The 23610-nt window shown below is 60.3% G+C and carries 21 protein-coding genes and 1 pseudogene; 17 read left to right on the top strand and 5 right to left on the bottom strand.

The features are described 5' to 3' along the window. Nucleotides 1-73: 73 nt before the first annotated feature. From pcaQ to GRB80_RS15680, 4 genes are all read left to right on the top strand, one after another. A complete protein-coding gene (gene pcaQ, locus GRB80_RS15665; RefSeq protein WP_161424161.1) occupies nt 74-988 on the top strand; it encodes a pca operon transcription factor PcaQ in 915 nt (304 codons plus the stop codon). Nucleotides 989-1087: 99 nt separating this feature from the next. Next, complete coding sequence (pcaH, locus tag GRB80_RS15670; protein WP_132041968.1) at nt 1088-1816, top strand: protocatechuate 3,4-dioxygenase subunit beta; 729 nt, start codon at nt 1088-1090, stop codon at nt 1814-1816. 13 nt (nt 1817-1829) lie between these two features. Next, the gene (gene pcaG, locus GRB80_RS15675) at nt 1830-2462 is read left to right on the top strand and encodes a protocatechuate 3,4-dioxygenase subunit alpha (protein WP_161424162.1); all 633 of its coding nucleotides are present in this window, start codon (nt 1830-1832) and stop codon (nt 2460-2462) included. A gap of 149 nt (nt 2463-2611) precedes the next feature. After that, the gene (locus GRB80_RS15680; protein ID WP_161424163.1) at nt 2612-3454 is read left to right on the top strand and encodes a 3-oxoadipate:acetyl-CoA acetyltransferase; all 843 of its coding nucleotides are present in this window, start codon (nt 2612-2614) and stop codon (nt 3452-3454) included. Nucleotides 3455-3488: 34 nt separating this feature from the next. Here the strand turns inward: GRB80_RS15680 and GRB80_RS15685 are convergent, their stop codons facing one another. Next, nucleotides 3489-5198: a sigma-54-dependent Fis family transcriptional regulator gene (locus GRB80_RS15685; RefSeq protein WP_161424164.1), complete on the bottom strand. Its 1710-nt coding sequence runs from the start codon at nt 5196-5198 to the stop codon at nt 3489-3491. 318 nt (nt 5199-5516) lie between these two features. Between GRB80_RS15685 and GRB80_RS15690 the strand changes: the two genes are divergently transcribed. The 6 genes from GRB80_RS15690 (at nt 5517) to GRB80_RS15715 (ending at nt 11790) form a co-directional block, all read left to right on the top strand. Beyond that, entirely contained in the window at nt 5517-5897 is a 381-nt protein-coding gene (locus GRB80_RS15690) for a c-type cytochrome (protein WP_161424165.1), read from the top strand. Between the two features lie 4 nt (nt 5898-5901). Further along, on the top strand, nt 5902-6447 hold the full coding sequence (locus GRB80_RS15695) for a hypothetical protein (RefSeq protein ID WP_161424166.1): 546 nt from the start codon (nt 5902-5904) through the stop codon (nt 6445-6447). Nucleotides 6448-6479: 32 nt separating this feature from the next. Next, nucleotides 6480-8030, top strand: a complete 1551-nt coding sequence (locus GRB80_RS15700) for an FAD-binding oxidoreductase (protein WP_161424167.1) — start codon at nt 6480-6482, stop codon at nt 8028-8030. An 83-nt stretch (nt 8031-8113) separates the two neighbouring features. Next, nucleotides 8114-9100: an MBL fold metallo-hydrolase gene (locus GRB80_RS15705; RefSeq protein ID WP_161424168.1), complete on the top strand. Its 987-nt coding sequence runs from the start codon at nt 8114-8116 to the stop codon at nt 9098-9100. A 64-nt stretch (nt 9101-9164) separates the two neighbouring features. Continuing rightward, on the top strand, nt 9165-10631 hold the full coding sequence (locus tag GRB80_RS15710) for an aldehyde dehydrogenase family protein (protein WP_161424169.1): 1467 nt from the start codon (nt 9165-9167) through the stop codon (nt 10629-10631). A gap of 70 nt (nt 10632-10701) precedes the next feature. Next, nucleotides 10702-11790, top strand: a complete 1089-nt coding sequence (locus GRB80_RS15715; protein WP_161424170.1) for an NAD(P)-dependent alcohol dehydrogenase — start codon at nt 10702-10704, stop codon at nt 11788-11790. 19 nt (nt 11791-11809) lie between these two features. Here the strand turns inward: GRB80_RS15715 and GRB80_RS15720 are convergent, their stop codons facing one another. Beyond that, nucleotides 11810-12703, bottom strand: coding sequence for a LysR family transcriptional regulator (locus tag GRB80_RS15720; protein WP_161424171.1), 894 nt, complete (start codon nt 12701-12703; stop codon nt 11810-11812). 94 nt (nt 12704-12797) lie between these two features. Here GRB80_RS15720 and mdlC point away from each other — a divergent pair, with 94 nt between their 5' ends. The 3 genes from mdlC to GRB80_RS15735 are packed head-to-tail and all read left to right on the top strand — an operon-like array spanning nt 12798 to nt 16950. Next, nucleotides 12798-14384, top strand: coding sequence for a benzoylformate decarboxylase (mdlC, locus tag GRB80_RS15725; RefSeq protein WP_161424172.1), 1587 nt, complete (start codon nt 12798-12800; stop codon nt 14382-14384). 59 nt (nt 14385-14443) lie between these two features. After that, nucleotides 14444-15466, top strand: coding sequence for a TRAP transporter substrate-binding protein (locus GRB80_RS15730; protein ID WP_161424173.1), 1023 nt, complete (start codon nt 14444-14446; stop codon nt 15464-15466). Between the two features lie 32 nt (nt 15467-15498). Further along, nucleotides 15499-16950, top strand: a complete 1452-nt coding sequence (locus tag GRB80_RS15735) for an aldehyde dehydrogenase (RefSeq protein ID WP_161424174.1) — start codon at nt 15499-15501, stop codon at nt 16948-16950. 192 nt (nt 16951-17142) lie between these two features. Here GRB80_RS15735 and GRB80_RS15740 read toward each other — a convergent pair. Next, a pseudogene (locus GRB80_RS15740) lies at nt 17143-17467 on the bottom strand (transposase domain-containing protein); the annotation flags it as partial. A 550-nt stretch (nt 17468-18017) separates the two neighbouring features. Between GRB80_RS15740 and GRB80_RS15745 the strand changes: the two are divergent. From GRB80_RS15745 to GRB80_RS15755, 3 genes are read left to right on the top strand one after another with little or no spacing between them, the layout of a single operon-like run. Then, nucleotides 18018-19046, top strand: coding sequence for a TRAP transporter substrate-binding protein (locus GRB80_RS15745; protein WP_161424175.1), 1029 nt, complete (start codon nt 18018-18020; stop codon nt 19044-19046). Nucleotides 19047-19052: 6 nt separating this feature from the next. Next, nucleotides 19053-19580, top strand: a complete 528-nt coding sequence (locus GRB80_RS15750; protein ID WP_161424176.1) for a TRAP transporter small permease — start codon at nt 19053-19055, stop codon at nt 19578-19580. Continuing rightward, entirely contained in the window at nt 19570-20859 is a 1290-nt protein-coding gene (locus GRB80_RS15755) for a TRAP transporter large permease (protein WP_161424177.1), read from the top strand. The genes GRB80_RS15750 and GRB80_RS15755 overlap by 11 nt, the downstream gene beginning before the upstream one ends. 113 nt (nt 20860-20972) lie before the next feature. Here GRB80_RS15755 and GRB80_RS15760 read toward each other — a convergent pair whose 3' ends face one another. After that, a complete protein-coding gene (locus GRB80_RS15760) occupies nt 20973-21860 on the bottom strand; it encodes a helix-turn-helix domain-containing protein (protein WP_161424178.1) in 888 nt (295 codons plus the stop codon). Nucleotides 21861-22023: 163 nt separating this feature from the next. On the opposite strand from GRB80_RS15760, the gene pobA reads away from it, so the two are divergent. Beyond that, complete coding sequence (gene pobA, locus GRB80_RS15765; RefSeq protein WP_161424179.1) at nt 22024-23208, top strand: 4-hydroxybenzoate 3-monooxygenase; 1185 nt, start codon at nt 22024-22026, stop codon at nt 23206-23208. Nucleotides 23209-23289: 81 nt separating this feature from the next. Here pobA and GRB80_RS15770 read toward each other — a convergent pair whose 3' ends face one another. Then, on the bottom strand, nt 23290-23532 hold the full coding sequence (locus GRB80_RS15770; RefSeq protein ID WP_161424180.1) for a hypothetical protein: 243 nt from the start codon (nt 23530-23532) through the stop codon (nt 23290-23292). Between the last annotated feature and the right edge of the window lie 78 nt (nt 23533-23610).

Consider the following 23610-nt stretch of genomic DNA (forward strand, 5'->3'; position numbering starts at 1 on the left):
CAAGACCTGGCAGGCATGCGTATGGCATATGGCAATACCGTAAGGTCGCCATCTCGATAACAGGAGGTCTGGTGTGCTCAATGCGCGGATCAAGCTCCGTCATATCCAGGCCTTCCTGGAGGTGGCTCGCCAGCGAAGCTTTGCCCGGGCCGCCGAGCGGATGTCGATCACACAGCCGGGGGTCTCCAAGACCATTCGGGAGCTCGAGGAGATCACCGATGCCAGTCTCTTCGAACGTACCCCCCGTGGCGTCTCCCTGACAGAGGCCGGCCTGACCCTGCTGAGGCATGCCGGCCCGGCGCTGCGTGCCCTGGAAGAGGGAGTGGGTGCACTAGGTGAGGAACACGCCGGCAGCTGGTTGCGTGTCGGGGCTCTCTCCACGGTGGAGAGCCGGTTGCTGCCGGAGGCGATCCTGCGTTGGCAGGCGAGCATGGAGGGAGAGAGCGGGGTCAGTGTGGTCACCGGCCCCAGCGCCTTCCTGCTCTCTCGGTTGCGTCGTGGCGAGCTGGACCTGGTGGTGGGGCGCATGACCGAGGCGCGGGAGATCCTCGATCTTTCCTTCGAGCACCTCTTCTACCAACGCCTGGTTCTGGTGGTACGAAGCGGACATCCGCTCGCCGACAAGGCTCATCTGGAACCACATCAGTTGATGGGCTTTCCCTGGGTGCTGCCGCCCCCTCAGACCACGCTACGCCAGCGGGTGGACAGCTTCTTCGTGCGTCATGGCCTGGAGCTGCCGACGAGCCAACTCGAGACGCTTTCCCTTCCACTTGGTCGGTACTACGTCCAGGGGAGCGATGCCGTCTGGGTGGCACCGGAGGAGGCCGCATGTGGGGCGGTCGACGCGGGAGTGCTTGCCGAGCTGGCCCTGCCCCTGGAGGAGCGAGGGGGCTCGGTGGGGTTATGCATCAATACCAGCCTGGCGCCCTCGCTGGCGCTGGAGACATTCTGTGAGACGCTGCGAGGAGTGGCATCGGGCATCCCATAACCACTGGGTTATGGGTGGAGCCCAAGGTGTCAATTGGCAGCCCGTGTGACTACCGTCAGACTGATCTGGGTCAACGTAATCTCCCCTGAGAGGAATGAAATGCAATACGACAGCAAGCGATTCGTCGAGCGCGACCGCAACTGGCACCCACCGGCCTATGCCCCGGGGTACAAGACCTCCGTTGCCCGGTCACCGCAGCAGGCGCTGGTCAGCATGCAGAAGCCAACGGTATCGGAGCTTTCCGGCCCCGACTTTCGGCAACTGCGAATGGGCCCACACGATAATGACCTGCTGCTGAACTTTCGTCAGGACCAGAACCAGGGGCTACCCCAGGGCGAGCGCATCATCATGTTCGGCCGCGTGGTCGACCAGTTCGGCAAGCCGGTTCCTCATACCCTGGTGGAGATGTGGCAGGCCAACGCCGGTGGTCGCTACCGCCACCGGAATGATAGCTACCTGGCGCCGCTGGACCCCAGCTTCGGTGGTGTGGGGCGCACCCTGACCGATGAGCAGGGCTGGTATCGCTTTCGCACCATCAAGCCGGGCCCCTACCCCTGGCCCAACGATCCCAACAGCTGGCGCCCCTCGCACATTCATGTGTCGGTGATGGGACCCTCGATCTCCACGCGCCTGATTACCCAGATGTACTTCGAGGGCGATCCGCTGATCCCGCTGTGTCCCATCGTCCACACCCTCAAGGACCCCGAAGCCGTGGAGACCATGATAGGTCGCTTGGACATGGCCCGCAGCAAGCCCATGGACTGCCTGGCCTATCGCTTCGACCTGGTGGTGCGCGGCGAACTGCAGACCTACTTCGAAAATCAGTAACAGGGGTGACGAGATGAACCAGCCGAATTCCCGACCCACCAGCGAACTGATGCTGCGTGAGACCGCCTCCCAGACCGCCGGCCCCTACGTGCATATCGGCCTGGCCCTGGCCGCCGCCGGCAACCCGACCCGCGACGAGGAGATCTGGAACGAGATGGCTCGCCCCGAGGCCGAGGGTGAGCATATCGAGGTGGTCGGCACCGTGATCGATGGCAATGGCGACCTGGTCCGCGATGCCTTTATCGAGGCCTGGCAGGCCAATAGCAATGGCGAGTATCAACCGGAATTCGACCTCGAGAAGCCGTTCAACAGCTTCGGGCGAACCGCCACCACTTTTGATCATGGCAGCGAGTGGTCACTGACTACCGTCAAACCTGGCCCCGTGGCCCACGCCAGTGGTCAGTCCCAGGCGCCGCACATCAACCTGGCGATCTTTGCCCGCGGCATCAATATCCAGCTGCAGACTCGCCTCTACTTCGATGATGAGGCCGAGGCCAACGCCAGCTGTCCGGTGCTGTCGCGCATCGAATCGCCGACCCGCCGCCAGACGCTGATCGCCCGGCGCGAGGAGGTCGACGGCAAGGTGCGCTATCGTCTCGACATTCGCCTGCAAGGCGAGGGTGAAACGGTCTTCTTCGACTTCTGACCCGGCGCCCTGGACCTCTAGGGTTCCGGTCATCCGCGCCGCCCACCGGGGCGGCGTTCGGCGTCTTCGGCGCCGAGCACACGCCACGGGGGAGACGCCCCCTGATGATAATGAGCCACGGTACCGTTGCGGTACGAAGAGAGATCACCATGTCTAACCCTTGCATCATCTGTGTCGCCATCACCGGCAGCCTGCCGCGCAAGGAAAACAACCCGGCCGTGCCGATCACCGTCGAGGAGCAGATCGAGAGCACCCAGGCGGCCTTCGAGGCTGGGGCGACCATCGTCCACTGCCACGTGCGCAATGTCGACCAGACGCCCAGCTCTGACCCGAAAAAGTTCGGACGCCTGCTGGAGGGGCTGAACAAGCACTGCCCAGGCATGATCGTGCAACTCTCCACCGGCGGTCGTTCAGGGGCTGGCGAGGAGCGCGGCGGCATGCTGCCGCTCAAGCCCGATATGGCCAGCCTCTCGGTGGGCTCCAACAACTTCCCCAATCGCGTCTACGAGAATCCGCCGCAGCTGGTCGACTGGCTCGCCGAGGAGATGCTCAAGTATGACATCAAGCCCGAGATCGAGGCCTTCGATCTGTCGCATATCCACCAGGCGGTGAGCCTCTCCAAGCAGGGCAAGCTCAAGGCGCCGCTCTATGTGCAGTTCGTGATGGGGGTAAAGAACGCGATGCCGGCGGACAAGCCCACCTTCGATTTCTATATCGAGACCCTCAAGCGGCTGGCGCCCGACGCCCAGTGGTGTGGTGCCGGCATCGGTGCCAACCAGTACCTGCTCAACGAGTGGTCGATCGCCGCCGGCGGCCATACCCGCACCGGCCTCGAGGACAACGTGCGTCTCGATCGCGATAACCTTGCACCCTCCAATGCGGCCCTAGTCGAGCGCACGGTGGCGCTGTGCGAGAAGTATGAGCGCCCGGTGGCGACCTGGCAGCAGGCCCGCGAGATTCTTGGACTTTCAATGCCTTCAGGGTCGCCCTGAAAATGAACCGGTGATAACGATGCCCGGCCCGTCCTCAGCGTAGAGCGTACTTCTTCAGCCGGTAGGCGTAGGCTGGGCGTGTCATGCCCAGCCGGCGGGCGGCGGCGGCAATATTGCCCTCGCTTTCCTCCTGGGCCGCGATCAGCATCTCTCGCTCGATATCCTCGAGGGTCAGCCCAGCATCGAACAGGGCCTGGATATGTTGCCGGGGTGTGCCCTCCGAGTCAGGGGTCTCTGTCGACGCCTCGAGTTGGCCCCGGTCGTTGAGTCCTTGCCCCTTCTCCTTTTGCAGCGTGGGTACCCGGTAGTCGCCGAACAGTGCCCGTTCGGTGATATGTTTCTGATCGGCGGTGAGAATCACTCCACGTTCGATGGTGTTCTTCAATTCACGCACGTTGCCGGGCCAGGTGTACTGAGCCATGGCCGAGCGGGCCTGGTCGGAGAAGCCCAAGGTGCGGCGCTGATAGTGGTGCTCGCAGCCGGCCAGGAAGTGGTCGGCCAGAGTGGGAATGTCCTCGAGACGGTCACGCAGGGGCGGTACCGTCAGCGTAAAGGCATTGAGTCGAAAGAACAGGTCACGCCGGAAGGCTCCCTCCGCGACCCGCTGGTGCAGATCGTTGTGGGTGGCCGCGACTACCCGCACATCCACCTCCCTCACGTCCTGGCCACCGACTCGCTCGATCTGGTGCTCCTGCAGGGCACGGAGCAGGGCGGCCTGGGCACGGGGCGAAAGTTCGGCCAGCTCGTCGAGGAACAGGGTGCCGCCGTGGGCCCGCTCGAAGCGCCCGAGGCGTGACTGTACCGCGCCGGTATAGGCTCCCTTCTCGACACCAAATAGCTCAGACTCGATCAGTTCCGGCGGAATGGCGGCGCAGTTGACGGCGACAAAGGGGCCCTTGGCACGCAGGCTCTGTTCGTGAAGGCGCCGAGCCAGGATCTCCTTGCCGGTGCCGGTCTCTCCGAGCAGCAACACCGGCACTTCCGAGACGGCTGCACTGTCGAGCATCGTCAACATTTCTCGAAAGGCGGGTGCCGAACCGATGGGACCCCAGTCATCGTCGGGCCGCTGATGGGTGAGGTCTCCCTCCAGGGTCGCAACCCGCGCCTGCAGCTCGTAAAGCTCATCGATCAGTGGGGCTTCACGCAGGAGGGAGGAGAAGGCCTCATGGTCGGACCACTTCTCGGCCAGCTTGCCGATGATCCGGCACCGGGCGTCGCCGCAGCCCAGGCACTCCACTTCTCGATACTGCACCTCGCGTCCCAGCAGCTGGGTGGCATAACCCGAGGCGTACCCCAGTAGCGTCCAGCAAACCGGCGCACTCTGTACGCCACGAGAACGCCACACCTCAACCTCGAACGAGCCCTGCCAGATGAACTCGCTGTAGAACCGGCCGGCCTCCAGGTCGATATCCAGCTGGCCTGGCACCGCCTTGACGTGGCCCAGCAGCGCGTGAAGCTGTGGGCCAGCCAGGAAGCTGTCGTGCAGCCCCAGTTGCCTGCCGCGCAGTGACTCGCCGAGCTCGGCATCCTGCAGGCCGGAGTAGTAGCCCAGGCGGATGAAGACGCCACGGGCGCGCTCCGCTCCCAGGGTGGACACCAGCTCATTACGAAAGAACGCTGACGCCTGCAGCGACATCAGCAACATGCGTTGCTCGCCCAACCAGACCTGCCCCTCCTCCGGAAGGAAACGCAGGGCGTCCATCAGGTCGCGGGCGCTGGGGTACTGGGGAGTGCTGGCAGTCATGAGTCACTCGTCGACAAGTCGCAATGTCAGGATATCACCCAGGCAGTATCAGGAGGTGACGCCCTGAGGTGATGATTTAGGCAATGATGAGCAAATGGTTAACCGATATTAGCGAACGCATGTTCGTATTGCGAATTAATGTTTGCGTGTAATTCGCCTAGTGCATTGATTACCCACGGTTTTAGAGTTTCGGCACGGTTCTTGACAGGTAAATAGGGCTGGAGTCCGCTGATAACCTTTTGATTAGACTAAAGTCTAGGGGTAGTTGGAGGCTCTATCGACGGCAAGCCCATAACGACCAGACGGGTGACATTGACCATGAAAAACATAACAAGGGTGCTTTCCCGGCGCCTCTCCCCAGTGACGATCGGGGCACTGACCCTGTTCGGCTCTCTGCTGCTCCCCTCCGTGGCGGCGGCAGAGAGTGAAACCGATATGCGTGAACCCGCCGAAGTCTACCGGCAGGTCTGCTCCCACTGCCACGAAACGGACGTCGCCAACAAGGTGGCTCCGATCACCATGGCATTCCCCGAAGTGGCCCATGAGGCGCGTGGAAACTATATCCGTATGACGGTACGCAACGGCCGAGCCGCCATGCCGTCCTTCCGCGAAGCCAAGATCAGCGACCCTGAGCTGGAGGCGCTGATCCAGGCATTGATGGGCGGCGATCTGGCGCACGCCGCGGATAGCGAGGAGTAGCGCCATGAAGCTGACACGGCGACAACTCATGAAGAATGGCCTGCTGTTGGGCGCCTCCGTGCCGCTCTCGTTGGGGGCCGCATGGGCCTCCGATGGCGGCCTTGCTGATGATCCGGCACATGGCTCGATCAGTCTCTTCGGCGTCGATCGCTCCACGACCGAGCTAGGTCAGGGGTTGCGTCAGCAGGGCTGGACGCCGCGCTATGAAGGTCGTCTCGACCCGTTAGCGCTGAATGTACAGCCCGCCGGCACGCTGGCGACTGGATTTACCGATGAGGCGGGCCTGGTACTGCTGACCAGTCTACTGGCCGGTCGCGGCCGAGTGCTGGCGTTGGGGCGACATGACGCGGGACAGCATCGCCTGCTGAGCCATCGCGGTCCCATCGCGGCGCCGTTGGCGGTAGATGCGGGCAGCTGGCAAGCCGCACTGGGGCGTGAATATGCCCGTCTGGCAACGGCCTCGGGTAGCGTGCGCCACAGCCAAGACATCAAGCGTCCGTACGGTGAATCCGTCAGTGCCACCGAGCTGAGCTTCCTGGTTCGGCTGTAAGCCCCCGATCATAATAATCGAGAGACGACTTCATGAGCACCACACAGCGAATTCTTCCCAAGGGCGTGTCCGAAGCTGACTTCGACGCTGCCCTCGTTCGGTTCCGCGAGATTCTCGGGGCCGATAGTGTCCTGACCGAAGGCGACCAACTCGCGCCCTATACCAAGATCATGATGGCCGGCGACGACAAGGACTACATCCCTTCCGCGGCGCTGCTGCCCACCACTACCGAGCAGGTTCAGGGCATCGTGCGCACCTGTAACGAGTACAAGGTACCGATCTGGACCATCTCCACCGGCAAGAACCTGGGCTACGGCAGCGCCGCCCCCGGCGAGACCGGCCAGGTGATCCTCGATATGCACCGCATGAACCAGATTCTCGATGTCGATCCCGAGGTCTGTACGGCACTGCTCGAGCCCGGCGTGACCTATCAGCAGCTCTACGACTACATCAAGGAGAACGACCTCAAACTGTGGCTGGATCCGCCGGCTCCTTCGGCCATCGCAGGCCCCGTGGGCAATACCCTGGACCGCGGCGTGGGCTATACGCCCTACGGTGAACACTTCATGTTCCAGTGTGGCATGGAAGTCGTGCTGGCTAACGGTGAAGTGGTACGCACCGGTATGGGAGGCATCGAGAACTCCAGCTCCTGGCAGGTGTTCAAGTGGGGGTATGGTCCCTATATCGACGGTCTCTTTACCCAGTCCAACTACGGCATCGTGACCAAGATGGGCCTGTGGCTGATGCCCGAGCCTCCGGCTTATCGCCCCTTCGTGATCCAGTATGACAACCCTGAGGATATCGAGGAGATCGTCGATGTCCTGCGCCCGCTGCGCATTGCCCAGATTATTCCCAATGCGGTGGTGATTGTGCACACCCTCTGGGATGCGGGCACCCATGTGCAGCGCAAGACCTACTACGAGGGTAGTGACTCCATCCCGCGCGAGGCCATCGAGCGCATCAAGCAGGATGAGGGCGTCGGCGAGTGGAACGTCTACGCGGCGCTATACGGCACCCCCGAGCAGATTGACGTCAACTGGAAGATCGTCGAGCAGGCCTTCGGGAAGAGTGGCAAGGCCAAGATCATGTACGGTGAGGAGGCCGAGAAACGGGGCGGTGGCTTCGAGTATCGTGCGGCCCTGATGAGGGGGGATATGAACCTTCAGGAGTTCGGCCTCTATAACTGGCGTGGGGGTGGTGGCTCCATGTGGTTTGCGCCGGTCTCCCAGGCGAAGGGTAGCGAGACCAAGGATCAGACCGAGCTGGCTCAGAAGATCCTCGGCAAGTACGGCTTCGATTACGTGGCAGAGTACATCGTCGGCTGGCGCGACATGCACCATGTCATCGACCTCCTTTACAACCGCGAGGATCCGGAAGAGACCCAGCGTGCCCACGACTGCTTCGCCGAGCTGATCGACGAGTTCGCCAAGCGCGGCTATGGCCTCTACCGCACCAATACCGAGTTCATGGAGCAGGTCGCCGGCACCTTCGGCGAACCGCTGCGCGAGGTGCACAAGACGCTGAAGAACGCGCTCGACCCCAACGGCATCCTGTCACCCGGTAAGTCCGGCATTCGGCAGTGACGACCGGTCACGATATGCCTCAGGCCGCCACCGAGGAGGCGGCCCGTCTAGAACAATGTGCAACGTAAAAATAGGTAAAACACATGTCCACTGATTTTTCCCTGAAGTCGTTGACAGCGATGGTGCTGGTGGGTCTGTTGAGCAGCCATTCCCTGCACGCTGCAGAGCCGCAGGAGGCAGCAAAAGGCCAGCCGGTGAACAGCAACACGACCGTGGTGATGTTGGGCACCGGTACGCCGGTGTTCAAGCATGAGCGTGCCGGCCAGTCAATCCTGGTGGTGGTTGACAAGGAGATGTACCTGTTCGATGCCGGTCCCGGTTTCGTCAGGAACTTCGATGCGCTTTCCGGCAAGGATTTCATGCCCGAGGACATCTACTTCAGCAATGACTCCGTCTACGGTGAGATGAACAAGGTGTTCATCACCCACCTCGACTCTGACCACGTCATGGGCGTGCCGGAGCTAATGCTGCGTCCCTGGATCATGGGGCGGAGTGAGCCGATGAAGGTGATCGGGCCCAAGGGGCTCGAGGCCATGACCACCAACATCCTGGAGGCCTATGTCGACGATATCGACCATCGCCTGCACGGCACCCAGCCGGCCAACCCGGATGGTTTTAAGGTCGATGTCACCGAGATTAGCGACACTCAGGTTGTGCATAAGGACGACAAGGTGACCATCACTGCCTTCAAGGTGCCCCACGGCAGCTGGGAAGATGGCATGGCGTTCGGCTACCGGGTAGAGACTCCCGAGAAGACGGTGGTCATAAGCGGCGATACGCGCCACGAGGAGGGGCTCTATGAGTACTTCCGCGATGCCGATATCCTGATCCACGAGGTCATGAGCGAGGGCGGTGTTCACCAGCTCCCTCAGGATTGGCAGGACTACATGTATCACGCCCACACCAGCACCAAGCAGCTGGCCGAGATCGGCGATGCCATTGATCCGCAGCTGCTGGTGATGACTCACCCCCTGCTATTTGGCCAGACTGATGAGCAGCTGCAGGAAGAGATGGCTGGCTATTACGACGGCAACTTTGTGCTGGCAAGCGATCTCGACATCTACGAGTGAAGCGTCCGATATGCGACAACAAGGCCATGACCGCCTGGGTCATGGCCAGCGGGAGGAATGAGAAATGAGTGAACGCTATACCGACTTCCATCTGCAGCCCATCGCCTACGAGTGGCGCGAGGGCAGCAGTGAGCGCCGCGCCGCGGTGACCAACCCCTTTGATGGCAGCAAACTGCTGGATATCCGCCTGGCAGATCGCAGCGACCTCGACGCCGCCTTCCTGGCCGCCGAGCAGGCCCAGGCCGAGTGGGCGGCGACCCCGCCCGCGGAGCGCAGCGCCCTGCTGCAGCGGGTGGTGGAGATCTTCGATGCCCGCAAGGAGGAGATCATCGACTGGCTGATCCGCGAGTCGGGCAGCACCCGGCTCAAGGCCAACGTCGAGTGGGGCGCGGCGCGCGGCATTACCCAGGAGGCCGCCAGCATGCCGGGCCGGGTGCATGGCATGACCCTGGCCTCCAACGTGCCGGGCAAGGAGAACCGCGTCTACCGCAAGCCTCTGGGCGTGGTGGGGGTGATCAGCCCCTGGAACTTCCCGCTGCACCTCTCGCAGCGCTCCATCGCCCCGGCGCTGGCGCTGGGCAACGCAGTGGTGGTCAAGCCGGCCAGCGACACCCCGGTCACCGGCGGCCTGCTGCTGGCCAGGATCTTCGAGGAGGCTGGCCTGCCCAGCGGACTTCTCAGCGTGGTGGTGGGCGCCGGCAGCGAGATCGGCGATGCCTTCGTCGAGCATCGCGTGCCCCGCATGATCTCCTTCACCGGCTCGACCCCGGTGGGGCGCCGCATCGGCGGCATCTGCAGCGGTGGCGAGCACATCAAGAAGGTGGCGCTGGAGCTGGGCGGCAACAGCCCCTTCGTGGTGCTCGACGATGCCGATATCGACCAGGCGGTGAACGCCGCGGCCATGGGCAAGTTCCTGCACCAGGGGCAGATCTGCATGGCGATCAACCGCATCATCGTCGATGCCTCGCGCTACGACGCCTTCGTCGAGCGCTTCGTTGCCAAGGTCAAGGGCCTCCAGGTCGGCGACCCGGACGACATGGCCACCGTGGTCGGGCCGATCATCAACGCCAAGCAGCGCGAGGGGCTCGAGGCCAAGATCGCCACCGCCCGGCAGGAAGGTGCCACCGTGCTGCTCGATGGCGAGATCGATGGCCAGCTGGTGCCGCCCCATGTGTTCGGCGATGTCACCCCGGAGATGGAGATCAGCCGCGAGGAGATCTTCGGCCCGCTGGTGGGCATCCAGAGGGCGCGGGACGAGGCGCATGCCCTGGAGCTCGCCAACTCGAGCGAGTATGGCCTCTCCAGCGCGGTGTTCACCGCCGACCTGGCCCGCGGGGCACGCTTCGCCCAGGGCATCAAGGCGGGCATGACCCATGTGAACGACATGCCGGTCAACGATGAGGCCCACGTGGCATTCGGCGGCGAGAAGAACTCGGGGCTGGGACGCTTCAATGGCGACTGGGCCATCGAGGAGTACACCACCGATCAATGGGTCAGCGTCCAGCATACGCCGCGTGGCTATCCCTTCTAGTCCAAGTTGTCTTTGTCCGGCCACTTCTTGCGGCCGGACTTCCCGCGTATCACTGTAAGGAGATGGAACGATGCAGATTCAAGCGGCAGTCACCGCCGAACAGGGCAGCGACTTTCAATGGCAATCGGTCGAACTGGCCGAACCCGCCCTGGGCGAGGTGCGGGTGCGTATCGTGGCCACCGGTGTCTGTCATACCGATGCCGTGGCCCGCGACCTGGGGATTGCCCCATTCCCCATCGTGCTGGGGCATGAGGGAGCCGGCGTAGTCGAGGCCCTCGGCGAGGGCGTGACCGGGCTCGAGGTGGGCGATCATGTGGTGCTGTCGTTTGCCCATTGCGGTAGCTGCGGACACTGCCTGACCGGGCATCCTACCGTTTGCGACACCTTCAATGACTTGAACTTCGGTGGCGCCATGGACGATGGCAGCCACCGTATCGCCCGGGGTGACGAGGCGCTGGCGACCTTCTTTGGCCAGTCGTCCTTTGCCAGTCACGCCGTGGTCAATGCCCGCAATGCGGTCAAGGTCGACCCCGATGTGGATCTGGCGCTGCTCGGCCCGCTGGGCTGCGGCATCCAGACCGGTGCCGGCACCGTGCTCAACCGGCTCAAGCCCGAGTTCGGCTCCAGCCTGGTGGTCTACGGCTGTGGTGCCGTGGGGCTATCCGCCATCATGGCGGCACGCATCGCCGGTTGCCACCAGATCATCGCGGTGGATGTTCACGACAGCCGTCTCGAGCTCGCCCGGGAGTTGGGGGCGACCCATGCCATCAACGGCGAGAATGAGGATGCCCTCGAGCGGGTACGCGAGATCACCGGTGGCGGCAGCAACTTCGCGCTGGAGACCACCGGTGTGCCCATGGTGGTGCGCCAGTCGCTGCAGGCGCTGCGCCCGCTGGGTGTCTCGGCCATCGTCGGCGTCACCCCCGAGGTGACGCTCGATGTGCACCAGGACCTGATGGCCGAGGGCAAGTCGATGATCGGCGTGATCGAGGGTGACTCGGTGCCGCGTGTGTTCATTCCGCAACTGGTGGCCTACTTCAAGGAGGGGCGTTTCCCATTCGATCGGCTGGTCAGGTTCTATGCGCCGGAGCAGATCAACCAGGCCTTCGAGGACTCGGCGAACGGCATTACGGTCAAGCCGGTGCTAAGAATTGGCTGATCCAAAAGTACGCTAATAGTCATATCTCCTTGATAGCATTCATTATGGTCTCGCAAAACCATCGTTGAGCAGGTGAGCGGCTGTAACCGGCGTGCCAATAGAGAGTTACGTCAAACTCTGGAACGGAGAAGGGTAGTTCATGATAGTCCAACTTACTGTCGTGAATGAATTCCTTGGCAATTTGCATTGGGACAATGGCTAACAGATCGCTGGCGAGTAGCAACCGGGGCAGTACCGAAAAGTGCGGAACTTCCAAGCTGACTTTCCGCTGATAGCCGTTGCGTCGCATTACATCCTCGGCCAGGCTGTGGCCAGAAGAACTGGCTACCAGTGCATGGCGTATGGCTAAAAATTTCTTAAGCGAGATTGGCTTTGGGCCCAAGAGCTCGGTACGCCCCAGGCATACATAGCGGTCACGGAGTATCACACACTGCTCCAGATTCTCGGTCATGATGGGACGGCTGCAGATGACCGCATTCACCTTGCTGCTGAGTAGCCACTCCTCCACACGGTCGATCTCCAGAGGTATCACCTCGAGTTCGATGCATGGCGCTTGTTTCTGAAGTCTCTGATAAATAGCAGGAAGCAAGGCCATTGCGCCAAGGTCGGTCAATGCCAGGCGGAACCGTTGTGAACAGCTGGCTGGATCGAATTCCTGCATGCTTCCAAGTGTCGCCTCAAGCTGACCCAGAGCATCACGTAATGGTGGATAGAGTTGCCGGGCTGTCATCGTAGGGGTCATTCCGTGCCGGGCACGAATGAAGAGTCGATCGTCGAACTGCTGCCGTAGGCGAGCCAGAGCGTAGCTGATGGAGGGTTGCGTTACATTGAGGCGTTCTGCGGTTGAGGTGACGCTTGCCGTCTCGTATAGCAGGACGAAGACACGAATCAGATTGAGGTCAGGAAGAGGCATAGATACCATCTATTTTTGATAGAAATAGCATTGATTTGATCAATTATTGTAGAGCAGCTAGCGTGAAAGGTGTTAACCGATTAATGAGCTGCCAATGTCTACCGTCCACTCCACAACCTATTCATTGCTTCGTCACCGGGGAATGACCACCATTTTTGGTAACCCCGGCTCCAATGAGCTGCCTTTCCTCAGAAATTTTCCGGATGATTTCCGCTATATCCTTGGCCTCCATGAAGGTGTGGTCGTAGGGATGGCGGATGGTTACGCGCTAGCCAGCGGCAAGCCTGTACTCGTTAATCTGCATGCTGCGGCCGGCACTGGAAACGCGATGGGGGCACTGACTAACGCGTGGTATTCCCATTCACCCTTGGTGTTGACTGCCGGCCAGCAGGCGCGCCCACTGATAGGCGTGGAAGCCATGTTGGCCAACGTTGATGCAACCCAGCTGCCTAAACCTCTGGTAAAGTGGAGCTATGAGCCAGCCTGTCCTGAAGATGTGCCGCGCGCGCTAAGCCAGGCCATTCACATGGCAAGCTTGCCAGCTCGCGGCCCTGTCTATGTGTCAATTCCTTATGATGACTGGGGGCATGATGTCGATGCCGATGCTGAGCTCCTGGTAGAGCGTGACGTGCAATCCGCTGGGACCCCTTCAAGCTCACAGCTCGAATGGTTCAAAGAGCACCTCGCTCAAGCGAAAAACCCTGCGATAGTGTTGGGTCCCGAAGTGGATGCCAGCCGGGCCAATCAGCTGGCTGTAGCGCTTGCCGAGAGGCTGAGTATGCCGGCATGGGTGGCGCCCTCTGCGTCGCGCTGTCCCTTCCCCACGCGGCACCCGTGCTTCCGAGGCGTGCTGCCGGCCGCTATCTCGGGAATATCTGCAAAGCTTGAAGGCCACGACCTCGTGCTGGTCATTGGCGCTCCGGTCTTTCGCTACCATCAGAATGCGCCGGGCCGTTACCTCCCTGAAGGTACGCAGCTCCTGCACTTAACCGGCGATGTGCAAGAGGCAGCACGGTCTCCAATGGGAGATACGCTAGTAGGCGACTTGCATGCAACACTGCAAGCACTGCTTCCGCTGCTGGAGCAAAGCGATCGTCAGTTGCCTGAAGCTCTACCCCTGCCGGAACCGGTGCCGGAAGCTCCGGGGCGCCTTGCGCCAGAGACCGTTTTCGATTCGTTAAATGCTTTAGCGCCTGAAGATACCATTTATGTTAAGGAATCGACTTCGACGGTGACGGCATTCTGGGAGCGCGTAGAGATGCGTCATCCCGGTAGCTATTACTTTCCAGCTTCTGGAGGGCTAGGGTTTGGTTTGCCGGCCGCGATAGGCGTCAAGCTCGCCGAGCCCGATAGGCCGGTGGTAGCGGTTATTGGAGATGGGTCTGCTAACTATGCGATAAGTGCACTTTGGAGTGCCGTTCAGTATAAGTTGCCGATAATTTTTATCATATTGAAAAATGATACTTATGGTGCACTTGAGTGGTTCTCGAGAATGCTGAATGTTGATGATGCTCCAGGGCTAACTATCCCGGGTATGGATTTTTGCGCCTTGGCAAATGGCTATGGTCTTGAGGCCGTGCTCGCTGAAAGTCGTGAAGCCTTTGAAAAGGCTTTAACGGAGGGGCTTGCCAGTGATAAACCCCTTCTGATCGAGGTTCCCACTACAACCATTGAGCCTTGATTGGAAATGTTAAAAAAAATCTTTACCTTCGGAAATTATAATTTCAAGAGGATGTCAGTATGAAGCGTGCAGTGTCCCCCTTAATGATTGCGGCTTCGGCAGCAGGCCTGTCTATCACATCATTGGCGGAAGCCGATACGCTACGAATGTCTCATCTTTGGCCATCAGGCTCGACCGTTAACCAAGAGATCTATCAGGCATGGGCCGACCGAATCGAACAAGAATCCGACGGCCAGCTACAGGTTGAGATCTATCCCTCGCAGACCTTGAGTAAAGCCGACCAATCCTACGAAGCGGCTGTGAATGGAATCGCTGATGTTGCAGTAACGCTACAGGGGTATACGGCAGGACGGTTTCCATTAACAGAGATTGTGCAACTCCCCGGAGTTGTAAAGGATGCATCACAGGGAAGTTGTATTCTGCAATCTCTCTATGATGAGGGAGACATTGCGGCGGAGTATGATGATAGCCATGTTCTTTTCATGTTCACGACGGGGCCAGCCTATATACACACCAAGGCAACGGAAGTCAAGTCGCCGGAAGACCTTGCAGGGTTGCGCATTCGCCGGCCCAGCGACGTAGCGGGTGAAATGCTGTCCAGTATGGGGGCCCATCCTGTGGGGATGCCTGCGCCTGATATCTACACTTCTCTGCAGCGCGGTGTTATGGATGGATTGAGCTTTCCTTGGGAGGCCATGAGCGTTTTTCGCATCAATGAGCTGGTGAACTATCACCTTCAGGTTCCTTATTATGCAGGTGCGATAGTGGCCACGATGAACAAGTCGGCCTATGAGCAGCTTTCTCCAGACATGCAGGCCGTTATCGATCGTAGCAGCGGTATGGAGTGGGCGCAGATTGCTGGTGGCGTTTTCGACCAGCTGGACCGGCAAGGGCGCCAGGAAGCTCTGGAGCAAGGCGATGTCATTCACACTGTGGAGAATCCTCTCGATGACCCCGAGTGGGCTCCCCTCTTGAAACAAGGTACGAACATCTACCTCGAACGTCTTGAAGAACGAGGTCTTGATAATGCCAGAGAGGTCTATCAAAAAGCACTATCTCTACAAGAGCGCTGCTCTTCGTGATGTTTTAATAATCTAGATATTTGGAGATATTTGTGAACGCATTGGACTTGCTGATAGGCGGTGAGAGCCGTCTTGCCACCGGTGGTGGGATTTTCAACCGTGCGAATCCCTTTTCTCAACGAGATGTAACTCAAGCCGCTGCAGCGACTGTAGACGATGCACGTGCGGCTGCGAAGTCTGCTCATCTGGCCTTCGCGAGATATTTGAAAACTGGCCCCAGTGAGCGGCGTCTGAAACTGCTCAGGGCAGCAGATCTGATGGAATCCCGTCAGTCCGACTTCATTGAGCGCATGATGGGTGAGACCGGTGCTACCTCCGGCTGGGCCGGCTTTAACGTGAAGGTTGCTGCCGCCACGCTACGTGAAGCTGCCGCTCTGACGACCCAGGTCCAGGGACAATTAATTCCCTCCGATGTGCCGGATAGCCTCGCCATGGGCGTACGTGCCCCCTGTGGGGTGGTAGTGGGCATCGCGCCTTGGAATGCTCCCGTTATCCTCGGTACTCGAGCGATTGCAACTCCCTTGGCTTGTGGTAATAGCGTTATTCTCAAGGCCTCGGAGCAGTGTCCAGCTACACACCATCTGATCGTCGAGGTTCTACAGGAGGCTGGATTTACAGACGGGGTAGTGAACCTCATCACCAATGCTCCGGAGGATGCTGCAGAGGTAGTTGAAACGTTGATCTCTGATCCAGCAGTGCGCCGAATCAACTTTACTGGATCTACCGGTGTGGGGAAGATTATCGCAGAAAAGGCAGCACGGCACCTTAAGCCAGTCCTGTTGGAGCTCGGTGGGAAAGCACCTGTATTAGTACTGGAGGATGCCGACCTCGATGCCGCTGTGGATGCAGCCATCTTCGGTGCCTTTTTCAATCAAGGGCAAATTTGCATGTCCACCGAGCGACTTATTGTCGACTGCGCAGTAGCAGACACTTTTGTCGAGAAGCTGGTGATGCGTGCCAAAGAGCTCAAGGTTGGCAATCCGCGGGACGGTGACTTTCAGCTTGGCACTCTTATTGATTCAAAAGCGGGAGAAAAGCTTAACTCCCTAATTGATGATGCAGTAGCGAAGGGCGCTCGCCTTGCCTGTGGCGGTAGGGCAGAAGGTGTAATAATGCCTGCTACCGTAATCGACGGTGTGACTCCAACAATGCGGCTATACACAGAGGAGTCTTTTGGACCCTTGACATCCGTGATACGTGTCGACGGGGAAGACGAGGCCCTGGCGGTTGCCAACGACAGCGAGTATGGGTTGTCTGCGGCGATTTTCAGCCGTGATACCGCACGAGCTATCAAGCTGGCAGGGCATGTCCGCTCTGGGATCTGCCATGTCAATGCGCCAACCGTACATGACGAGCCCCAGATGCCCTTCGGGGGAGTTCAGGCGAGTGGCTATGGGCGGTTTGGTGGTAAAGCAGGAATCGAAGAATTTACAGAGCTTCGTTGGGTAACTGTTCAGCTCGGACCGAGACACTACCCGATTTAAATAAGCTAATCATGGTGGTGGTTGTCAAGTCCGCCAATGAGGCTTGCCTTGCTTCGAGCCTGACGTAGGTGAGCCCCCGAGGTGACCCTCTCCTAAACTGTGCAGGTTTGGGAGGGGGTGGTCCGTCTGGGTATGCTTCATCCTATGGGTAAGCGAACGGGCAACACCGCTTGTTAGTGATCTGGCGTTGTGCTGCCAGTGGTGGGGCAGGAGCTCATGGGCCTGGCTGGCCTTGTGGGTCGGCAGCCTTTCCTGCACGTCTCTGAGGTAGGCGCAGGGCTCGTGGCCATTCAGCTTGGCAGATTGGATCAGGCTCATGATGGTGGCGGCGTGCTGGCCGCTGCGTAGTGGCCCGGCGAACAGTCAGTTGCTGCGGCTCCATCGCCCATGGGCGGATCAGGTTATCGACCTGGTTGTTGTCGATCGGCAACCCGCCGTCATCGAGGTAGGGCGTCAGAGCCGACCAGCGTTTCAGGCTGAAGTCCAGCGCCTTGGCTGTCGCGGTGCCGTTCGGCATCGCCGATTCGACGTGGCTGACAACCACAGGTGCAGTGATCACTTTCCGGATCATGGTGAATCTCTGTGCGCGGCAGCTCCGGGGCAAGGGGGCGCGCTTAGACGTCTTCTTCGCCGCTGGCGTGGCAGAAGTGAGATCTAGCTCCTCCAGCTCGGTTTCGATGGCAGCGATGCGGAACCTGTCAACCTGGTTTGGCACATCGTTAACAATGGTTCTTCGTAGACTGGCGTGACGGTCAGCCGCATGGCACTAATGGGCCATCCAAATTCGTAGGCTCGGTAAGCACCATCGCACCGGGCATAGAGGGGGCGCCAGGGTCACGCCCGATGCGCCTTTAGCTTATCGGGCCTACGTGAAACTTCCATTGGCTTCACGCCAAATGGCCATGAGCCATACTTTTATTGGCCTTGCCGCCAGGAACGATTGCTCAGGATGAGACTAAAGTCGCTTGTCGCGTCAGGGGGCGTTAGTTTATTTTTGCACTATATTGCGAACTCATGTTCACTATGCGAACGCTTAGCGCAGCGACAACAATCCCCGGAGGATTACCATGAAGATCAAGCTCACCGCCTGCCTGTTGGCTGCGTCCATTGCTGGCCTGGCCGCGACTTCTGCTCAATCAGCCACCACCCTGCGCATGGCCCACTTCTGGCCGGGTGCTTCCGGTATCAATAACGACATCTTCGAGGCGTGGGCGAGTTCGCTCGAAGAGGCCTCGGATGGCGAGCTCAAGGTGGAGATGTTCCCCTCCGGCACGCTGGCCAAGCCCGATTCTCTCTACGAGGCGGCGGCCAATGGCATCGCGGATATCAGCGCAACTGCACAAGGCTATACCGCCGGGCGCTTCCCGCTGAGCCAGATCGTCGAGCTACCCGGGGTAGCGACCAACGCCACCCAGGGTGCCTGCGTGCTGCAGACGCTCTACGAGGATGGGCACCTGGATGCGGAGTACGCCGATACCCGGCCGCTGTTCTTCTTCACCACCGGCCCGGGCGGCATCCACACCATCGACACCGATGTGAAGGTGCCGGCTGACCTTGAAGGTCTACGTATCCGTCGTCCTACTGCAGTGGCGGGGGAGATGCTCGAGAACATGGGGGCAACTCCCGTGGGCATGCCGGCACCGGATATCTATACCTCCATGCAGCGTGGCGTCATCGATGGCCTGAGCTTTCCGTGGGAGGGGCTCAAGGGGTTCCGTATCAATGAACTGGTCGAGTACCACACCGAGGTGCCGTTCTACACCCTGATCTTCGTGGCGACCATGAACCAGCGCGCCTACGACCGCCTTAGCCCCGAGCAGCAGGCGGTGATCGATGCCAACTCCGGAATGAAATGGGCAGAGAACGCCGGTGCGGTATTCGACCGTCTCGATGTGGAGGGCAAGCAGGAAGCCAAGGAAGCGGGGCATACCATCCGCGAGATCGAAAATCCTCTGGAGAATGCGGACTGGCAGCAGCCGCTGCAGGACGGTATCGAGAGTTATCTGGCCGAGCTCGAGGAGCGTGGCCTGCCTGGACGCGAGGTCTATAAGGCGGCCCTCGCCGCCAGCAAGTCCTGCGCGGCCGACCAGGAGTAAGCGAAGATGCAGTTGAGTCTCGAGAGGGCCAGCCACTGGCTGGCCCTGTTGTGCAAGCTGGTGGCCGGCATCGCCCTGCTGGGGCTGCTGGGGGTTACCATCGTTGATGTTACTACCCGCTATCTAGCGCGGCTAACCGACGGGGGCGTGGCGTTGAGCGTGACTGGTAGTGTGGAGCTGGTGAGCTATCTGATGCTGTTCTCGTTGCTGGCGGCCATGGCCGCCAATGTGGAGAAGAGCCAGGTGGTGGTGGAGGCCTTCTCCCATGGACTGTCACCCACCATCAAGAACCGCCTGCACGGCGTCTATCTTCTGGGTTTCACGGCCCTTGGCCTGGTGCTCTTTTTCGGTCTGCTGGAGTCCGGCAGTTCGGCTGCTCGGTATGGTGAGGTGACTCAGGACCTGCGGATTCCCATGGGGCCCATCTATTACGCCGCCGCCGTACTTAGTCTGATGCTGGGACTACGGAGTCTGGTCCATGCCTTGTTGAGTGCCATCTTCGGCGTCGAAGGGGAGGTCTCCCATGGGGAGTGAGATGATCGGGGCCATCGGTCTGGGCCTCTTGTTGGTACTGATGATGCTACGGGTACCAGTAGCGTTGACCATGTTGATTGTCGGGGTGGTGGGTTTTGCCCAGGTGATCAGCTGGGATGCCGCCATCGCCCAGCTCAAGACCGTGCCGGTAGAAGTGCTCTCCAACTACAGCTTCAGTGCGGTACCGATGTTCATCTTCATGGGCGTGCTGGCGGCACATTCCGGCATGGCCGGCAAGCTGTTCCACTCTACCCGTGTGATCTGCGGTGGCTGGAAGGGTGGCCTGGCCATCGCTGCCGTCGGCTCCTGCGGCATCTTCTCGGCGATCTCCGGTTCCTCGCTGGCCACCGCCAGCACCATGACCCGTGTCGCTCTGCCCGAGATGGAACGCTATGGCTACAACCGGGGCCTGGCCACCGGCGCGCTGGCGGCCGGGGGAACCCTGGGCATCATGATTCCGCCCTCCATCGCCCTGCTGATCTACGCCATCCTTACCGAGCAATCGGTCGGCGACATGTTCATGGCAGGCCTGGTGCCGGGGCTGATGGGGCTGGTGATGTATGCACTGACGGTCAGCGTGGTGATGCGACTCAAGCCATCGCTGGCGGTGGCCGGCGAGTCGACCACCTGGACGCAGAAGCTGGCTTCGCTCTCTGGCCTGGTGCCCTTCTTCGCGGTCTTTCTGGTAATGATTCTGGGCATCTACTTTGGCGCCTTCACCCCTACCGAGGGAGCCAGTGTCGGCGCCTTCGCCACCCTGCTCTACGCCCTGGTCAAGGGCATGCGCGCAGCCGCGTTATGGCGCAGCGTGCAGGAGACCCTGGCGCTCTCGGCGGTGGTGTTCTTCATGCTGGTAGGTGCCGAGACCCTGGGCTACTTCATCTCGGTGTCACGGATCTCCTTCTCGATTACCGATCTGCTCTATGGCATGGAGCTTTCGCCCATGGTCGTGGTGCTCTGCATCCTGCTGCTCTATTTCGTGCTGGGGATGTTCATGGATGCGATTGCCATGCTGGTAATCACGGTGCCGGTGGTTTATCCGATTATCCAGGCGCTCGGTATCGACCCCATCTGGTTCGGCATCATCACCGTGCTGACCGTTGAGCTGGGGCTGATAACCCCTCCGGTTGGGATGAACGTGTTCGTGATCAAGGCCATGGCGCCTCATGTCGGGTTGGGCGAGATATTCAAGGGGGTAGCACCCTTTATCGTCTCGGATTTCGTGCGACTGGCCTTGCTGATCCTCTTTCCGGCGCTGACGGCGCTGTTCCTGATGTGAGCATCAGAAGTCCCTGGGCCAATCTCTAGACTAACAAGTGCCCCCGAGAGCCATGCTCGCGGGGGCGCTGTCGTTTTTGGGGTACTGCTGCGGGCATGATATCGGGGCCGCGCTTAGGCCTGGCGCCGCCGAAACTCACGCGGTGCCAGGCCGGTCAGGCGCTTGAAGAAGCGAGTGAAGTAGGCGGGTTCCGAAAACCCAAGGCTATCCGCAACCTGGGCGACCGTCATGTTGGTGTAGGTAAGCTGGCGCTTCGCCTCAAGCAGCAGCCGTTCATGCAGCAGTTGCAGGGCACTGCGATTGGCGAGGCGCCGGCACAGCAGGTTGAGGTGAGCGCTGGTCATGCTGAGCTGCTCGGCGAACCGTTCGACACTAGGCTGCTGACGAAACTGTTGTTCGATAAGTGCCTGGTAGTTCTGCAGATGTACCAATCCTCGCTCCTGGGGACGAGGAGTACTCGTGCTGCCGGTGTGGAGCGGTCTCGCGATCAGGCGGGAGATCTCGATGAACAGCGCCTCGGTGAATGCTTCCAGGATGCGTTCGCGGCCAGGGGCGGGGTGGCGATACTCGTCTCCCAGCTGGTCCACCAGGGTCGCGATGCGTCGGGCCGGTCGGTCGGCCGCGAGTGGATAGGCGGTGGCCAGTGACATCGCTGCCGCCTGGGCACCCAGCTGCTGTTCCAGCCGTTCGGCCAGGGGGCTGGCCATGGTAATGATATGCCCCTGAGTATCCGGCGAGAAGTGGAAGCCGTGGATGCTCATGGCGGGCACTACGATGATCAGCGGGGCCTCATGGGAGCGCTGGCTCCCCTCCAGCTCAAGGCGGACGCGCCCGGTGGTCAAATGTAGCAGGTGGAGTAGGTCGGCATGGCGGTGAGGCTGGATCTTCCAGTCGTGGAGCTGGCTGCGTTCGGCAATCGACTCCCAGTGCAGCAGATCCGGCGTCGGCCAGTGGTGTGTCTCGCCATACAGCTTGAAGACGGGGACGGCATTGGTGGACATGGGGAGCTCCGGTAATACACTTTCGACTAAAGTCTGTCGATAATATTGGGATTGTCCAGATAACACTGCCGATATTGCCTTATTGTGGGAAGAGACTCAGTGAAAAATACAATCCACATAGCGAACATCTGTTCATACCTCCGAACAATGGAGTCTCTCCGCCATGAAAACTCAGGTCGCAATCATTGGTGCTGGGCCCTCGGGCCTTTTGCTTGGTCAACTACTGAGCCGTCAGGGTATCGACAATATTATCCTCGAGCGCAAGAGCGGCGAGTACGTGTTGGGTCGTATTCGTGCGGGTGTACTGGAGCAGGGCATGGTCGACCTGCTGCGCGAGGCGGGTGTCGACAAGCGCATGGATGAAGAGGGTGAGGTTCATGATGGCGTGGAGCTGGCCCTGGACAATCGTCGTGTGCGCGTCGACCTGGCCGGGCTGACGGGCGGCAAGACCGTGATGGTCTACGGCCAGACCGAGGTGACGCGTGACCTGATGGAGGCGCGGGAAGTCATCGGAGGCAGGACCATCTACGAGGCTGACAACGTGCAGCCACACGGCCTCGAGAGCGATAGTCCCTATATCACCTATGAAAAGGATGGCGAGACTCACCGTCTCGATTGCGACTACGTGGCAGGCTGCGACGGCTTCCATGGCGTCTCGCGAAAATCGATCCCGGCGGATCGTATCAAGGAGTTCGAGAAGGTCTACCCCTTCGGCTGGCTGGGTCTGCTCTCCGACACCCCGCCAGTGGCCGACGAGCTGATCTATGCTCGCCACGAACGTGGCTTCGCCTTATGCAGCATGCGGTCGTCGACCCGTAGTCGTTACTACATTCAGGTGGGTCTGGACGAGAAGGTCGAGGACTGGTCCGACGAGCGTTTCTGGGAGGAGCTGAAGCGACGCATCCCCGATGAGGTAGCCGAGAAGCTGGTCACTGGGCCCTCTCTCGAGAAGAGCATTGCCCCGTTGCGTAGCTTCGTGGTCGAGCCGATGCAGTATGGACGTCTTTTCCTGGTGGGCGATTCGGCACATATCGTACCACCCACCGGTGCCAAGGGGCTCAACCTGGCGGCAAGTGACGTCAACACCCTCTATCGGTTGATGGTCCAAGTTTACCAGAAAGGGCGTACCGATCTGATCCCCAACTACTCCGCGACCTGTCTCAAGCGGATCTGGAAGGCCGAGCGCTTCTCCTGGTGGATGACTTCGATGCTGCACAAGTTCTCCGAGGAGGATGACTTTAACACCCGCATGCAGCAGGCCGAACTGGACTATGTGACAAGCTCCGAGGCGGGGCTGACCACCATCGCCGAGAACTACGTTGGGCTGCCCTACGAGTCGCTGGAATAAGCATTCCCTGGCGATTATTGTTTTGTATCTATTAAGTTATGAGCCCGCCTGATGGCGGGCTCCTGTGTTTATCGATTCTGCTTACCGCTTCTGCTCCTCGTCTCCCTTGACCTCATAGTCCCCCTCCAGCACCTGCTGTTCGTGGTGGCTTCCTCTGGAGGAGTGCGTCTCGCGGTAGCGGGTCTCGTGGTAGTGGAAGCCACCACCGACATCTTCGGCCTGATCGGCGCGCATCTGCTCCATGCGCTTCTTCAGGCGGTGACGCAGCAGCGGCATCAGCGCCCAGCCCAGCAGCATGAAGATCAGGCCGAAGACCATGGCCACGATCTGAAGTGGTCCCCGAAATTCGGACCAGGCGCTAAGCTCTGATCAGACCGACCAGGAGACCCTGATCATGAGCAA

The organism is Halomonas icarae (assembly GCF_009901955.1).
Taxonomy (GTDB): Bacteria; Pseudomonadota; Gammaproteobacteria; order Pseudomonadales; family Halomonadaceae; genus Halomonas; species Halomonas icarae.

Coding starts and splice junctions, on each gene's coding strand:
- pcaH (WP_132041968.1), top strand. CDS start 1,088: ATGCAATACGACAGCAAGCGATTCGTCGAGCGCGACCGCAACTGGCAC.
- pcaG (WP_161424162.1), top strand. CDS start 1,830: ATGAACCAGCCGAATTCCCGACCCACCAGCGAACTGATGCTGCGTGAG.
- GRB80_RS15680 (WP_161424163.1), top strand. CDS start 2,612: ATGTCTAACCCTTGCATCATCTGTGTCGCCATCACCGGCAGCCTGCCG.
- GRB80_RS15685 (WP_161424164.1), bottom strand. CDS start 5,198: ATGACTGCCAGCACTCCCCAGTACCCCAGCGCCCGCGACCTGATGGAC.
- GRB80_RS15690 (WP_161424165.1), top strand. CDS start 5,517: ATGAAAAACATAACAAGGGTGCTTTCCCGGCGCCTCTCCCCAGTGACG.
- GRB80_RS15695 (WP_161424166.1), top strand. CDS start 5,902: ATGAAGCTGACACGGCGACAACTCATGAAGAATGGCCTGCTGTTGGGC.
- GRB80_RS15700 (WP_161424167.1), top strand. CDS start 6,480: ATGAGCACCACACAGCGAATTCTTCCCAAGGGCGTGTCCGAAGCTGAC.
- GRB80_RS15705 (WP_161424168.1), top strand. CDS start 8,114: ATGTCCACTGATTTTTCCCTGAAGTCGTTGACAGCGATGGTGCTGGTG.
- GRB80_RS15710 (WP_161424169.1), top strand. CDS start 9,165: ATGAGTGAACGCTATACCGACTTCCATCTGCAGCCCATCGCCTACGAG.
- GRB80_RS15715 (WP_161424170.1), top strand. CDS start 10,702: ATGCAGATTCAAGCGGCAGTCACCGCCGAACAGGGCAGCGACTTTCAA.
- GRB80_RS15720 (WP_161424171.1), bottom strand. CDS start 12,703: ATGCCTCTTCCTGACCTCAATCTGATTCGTGTCTTCGTCCTGCTATAC.
- mdlC (WP_161424172.1), top strand. CDS start 12,798: ATGTCTACCGTCCACTCCACAACCTATTCATTGCTTCGTCACCGGGGA.
- GRB80_RS15730 (WP_161424173.1), top strand. CDS start 14,444: ATGAAGCGTGCAGTGTCCCCCTTAATGATTGCGGCTTCGGCAGCAGGC.
- GRB80_RS15745 (WP_161424175.1), top strand. CDS start 18,018: ATGAAGATCAAGCTCACCGCCTGCCTGTTGGCTGCGTCCATTGCTGGC.
- GRB80_RS15750 (WP_161424176.1), top strand. CDS start 19,053: ATGCAGTTGAGTCTCGAGAGGGCCAGCCACTGGCTGGCCCTGTTGTGC.
- GRB80_RS15755 (WP_161424177.1), top strand. CDS start 19,570: ATGGGGAGTGAGATGATCGGGGCCATCGGTCTGGGCCTCTTGTTGGTA.
- GRB80_RS15760 (WP_161424178.1), bottom strand. CDS start 21,860: ATGTCCACCAATGCCGTCCCCGTCTTCAAGCTGTATGGCGAGACACAC.
- pobA (WP_161424179.1), top strand. CDS start 22,024: ATGAAAACTCAGGTCGCAATCATTGGTGCTGGGCCCTCGGGCCTTTTG.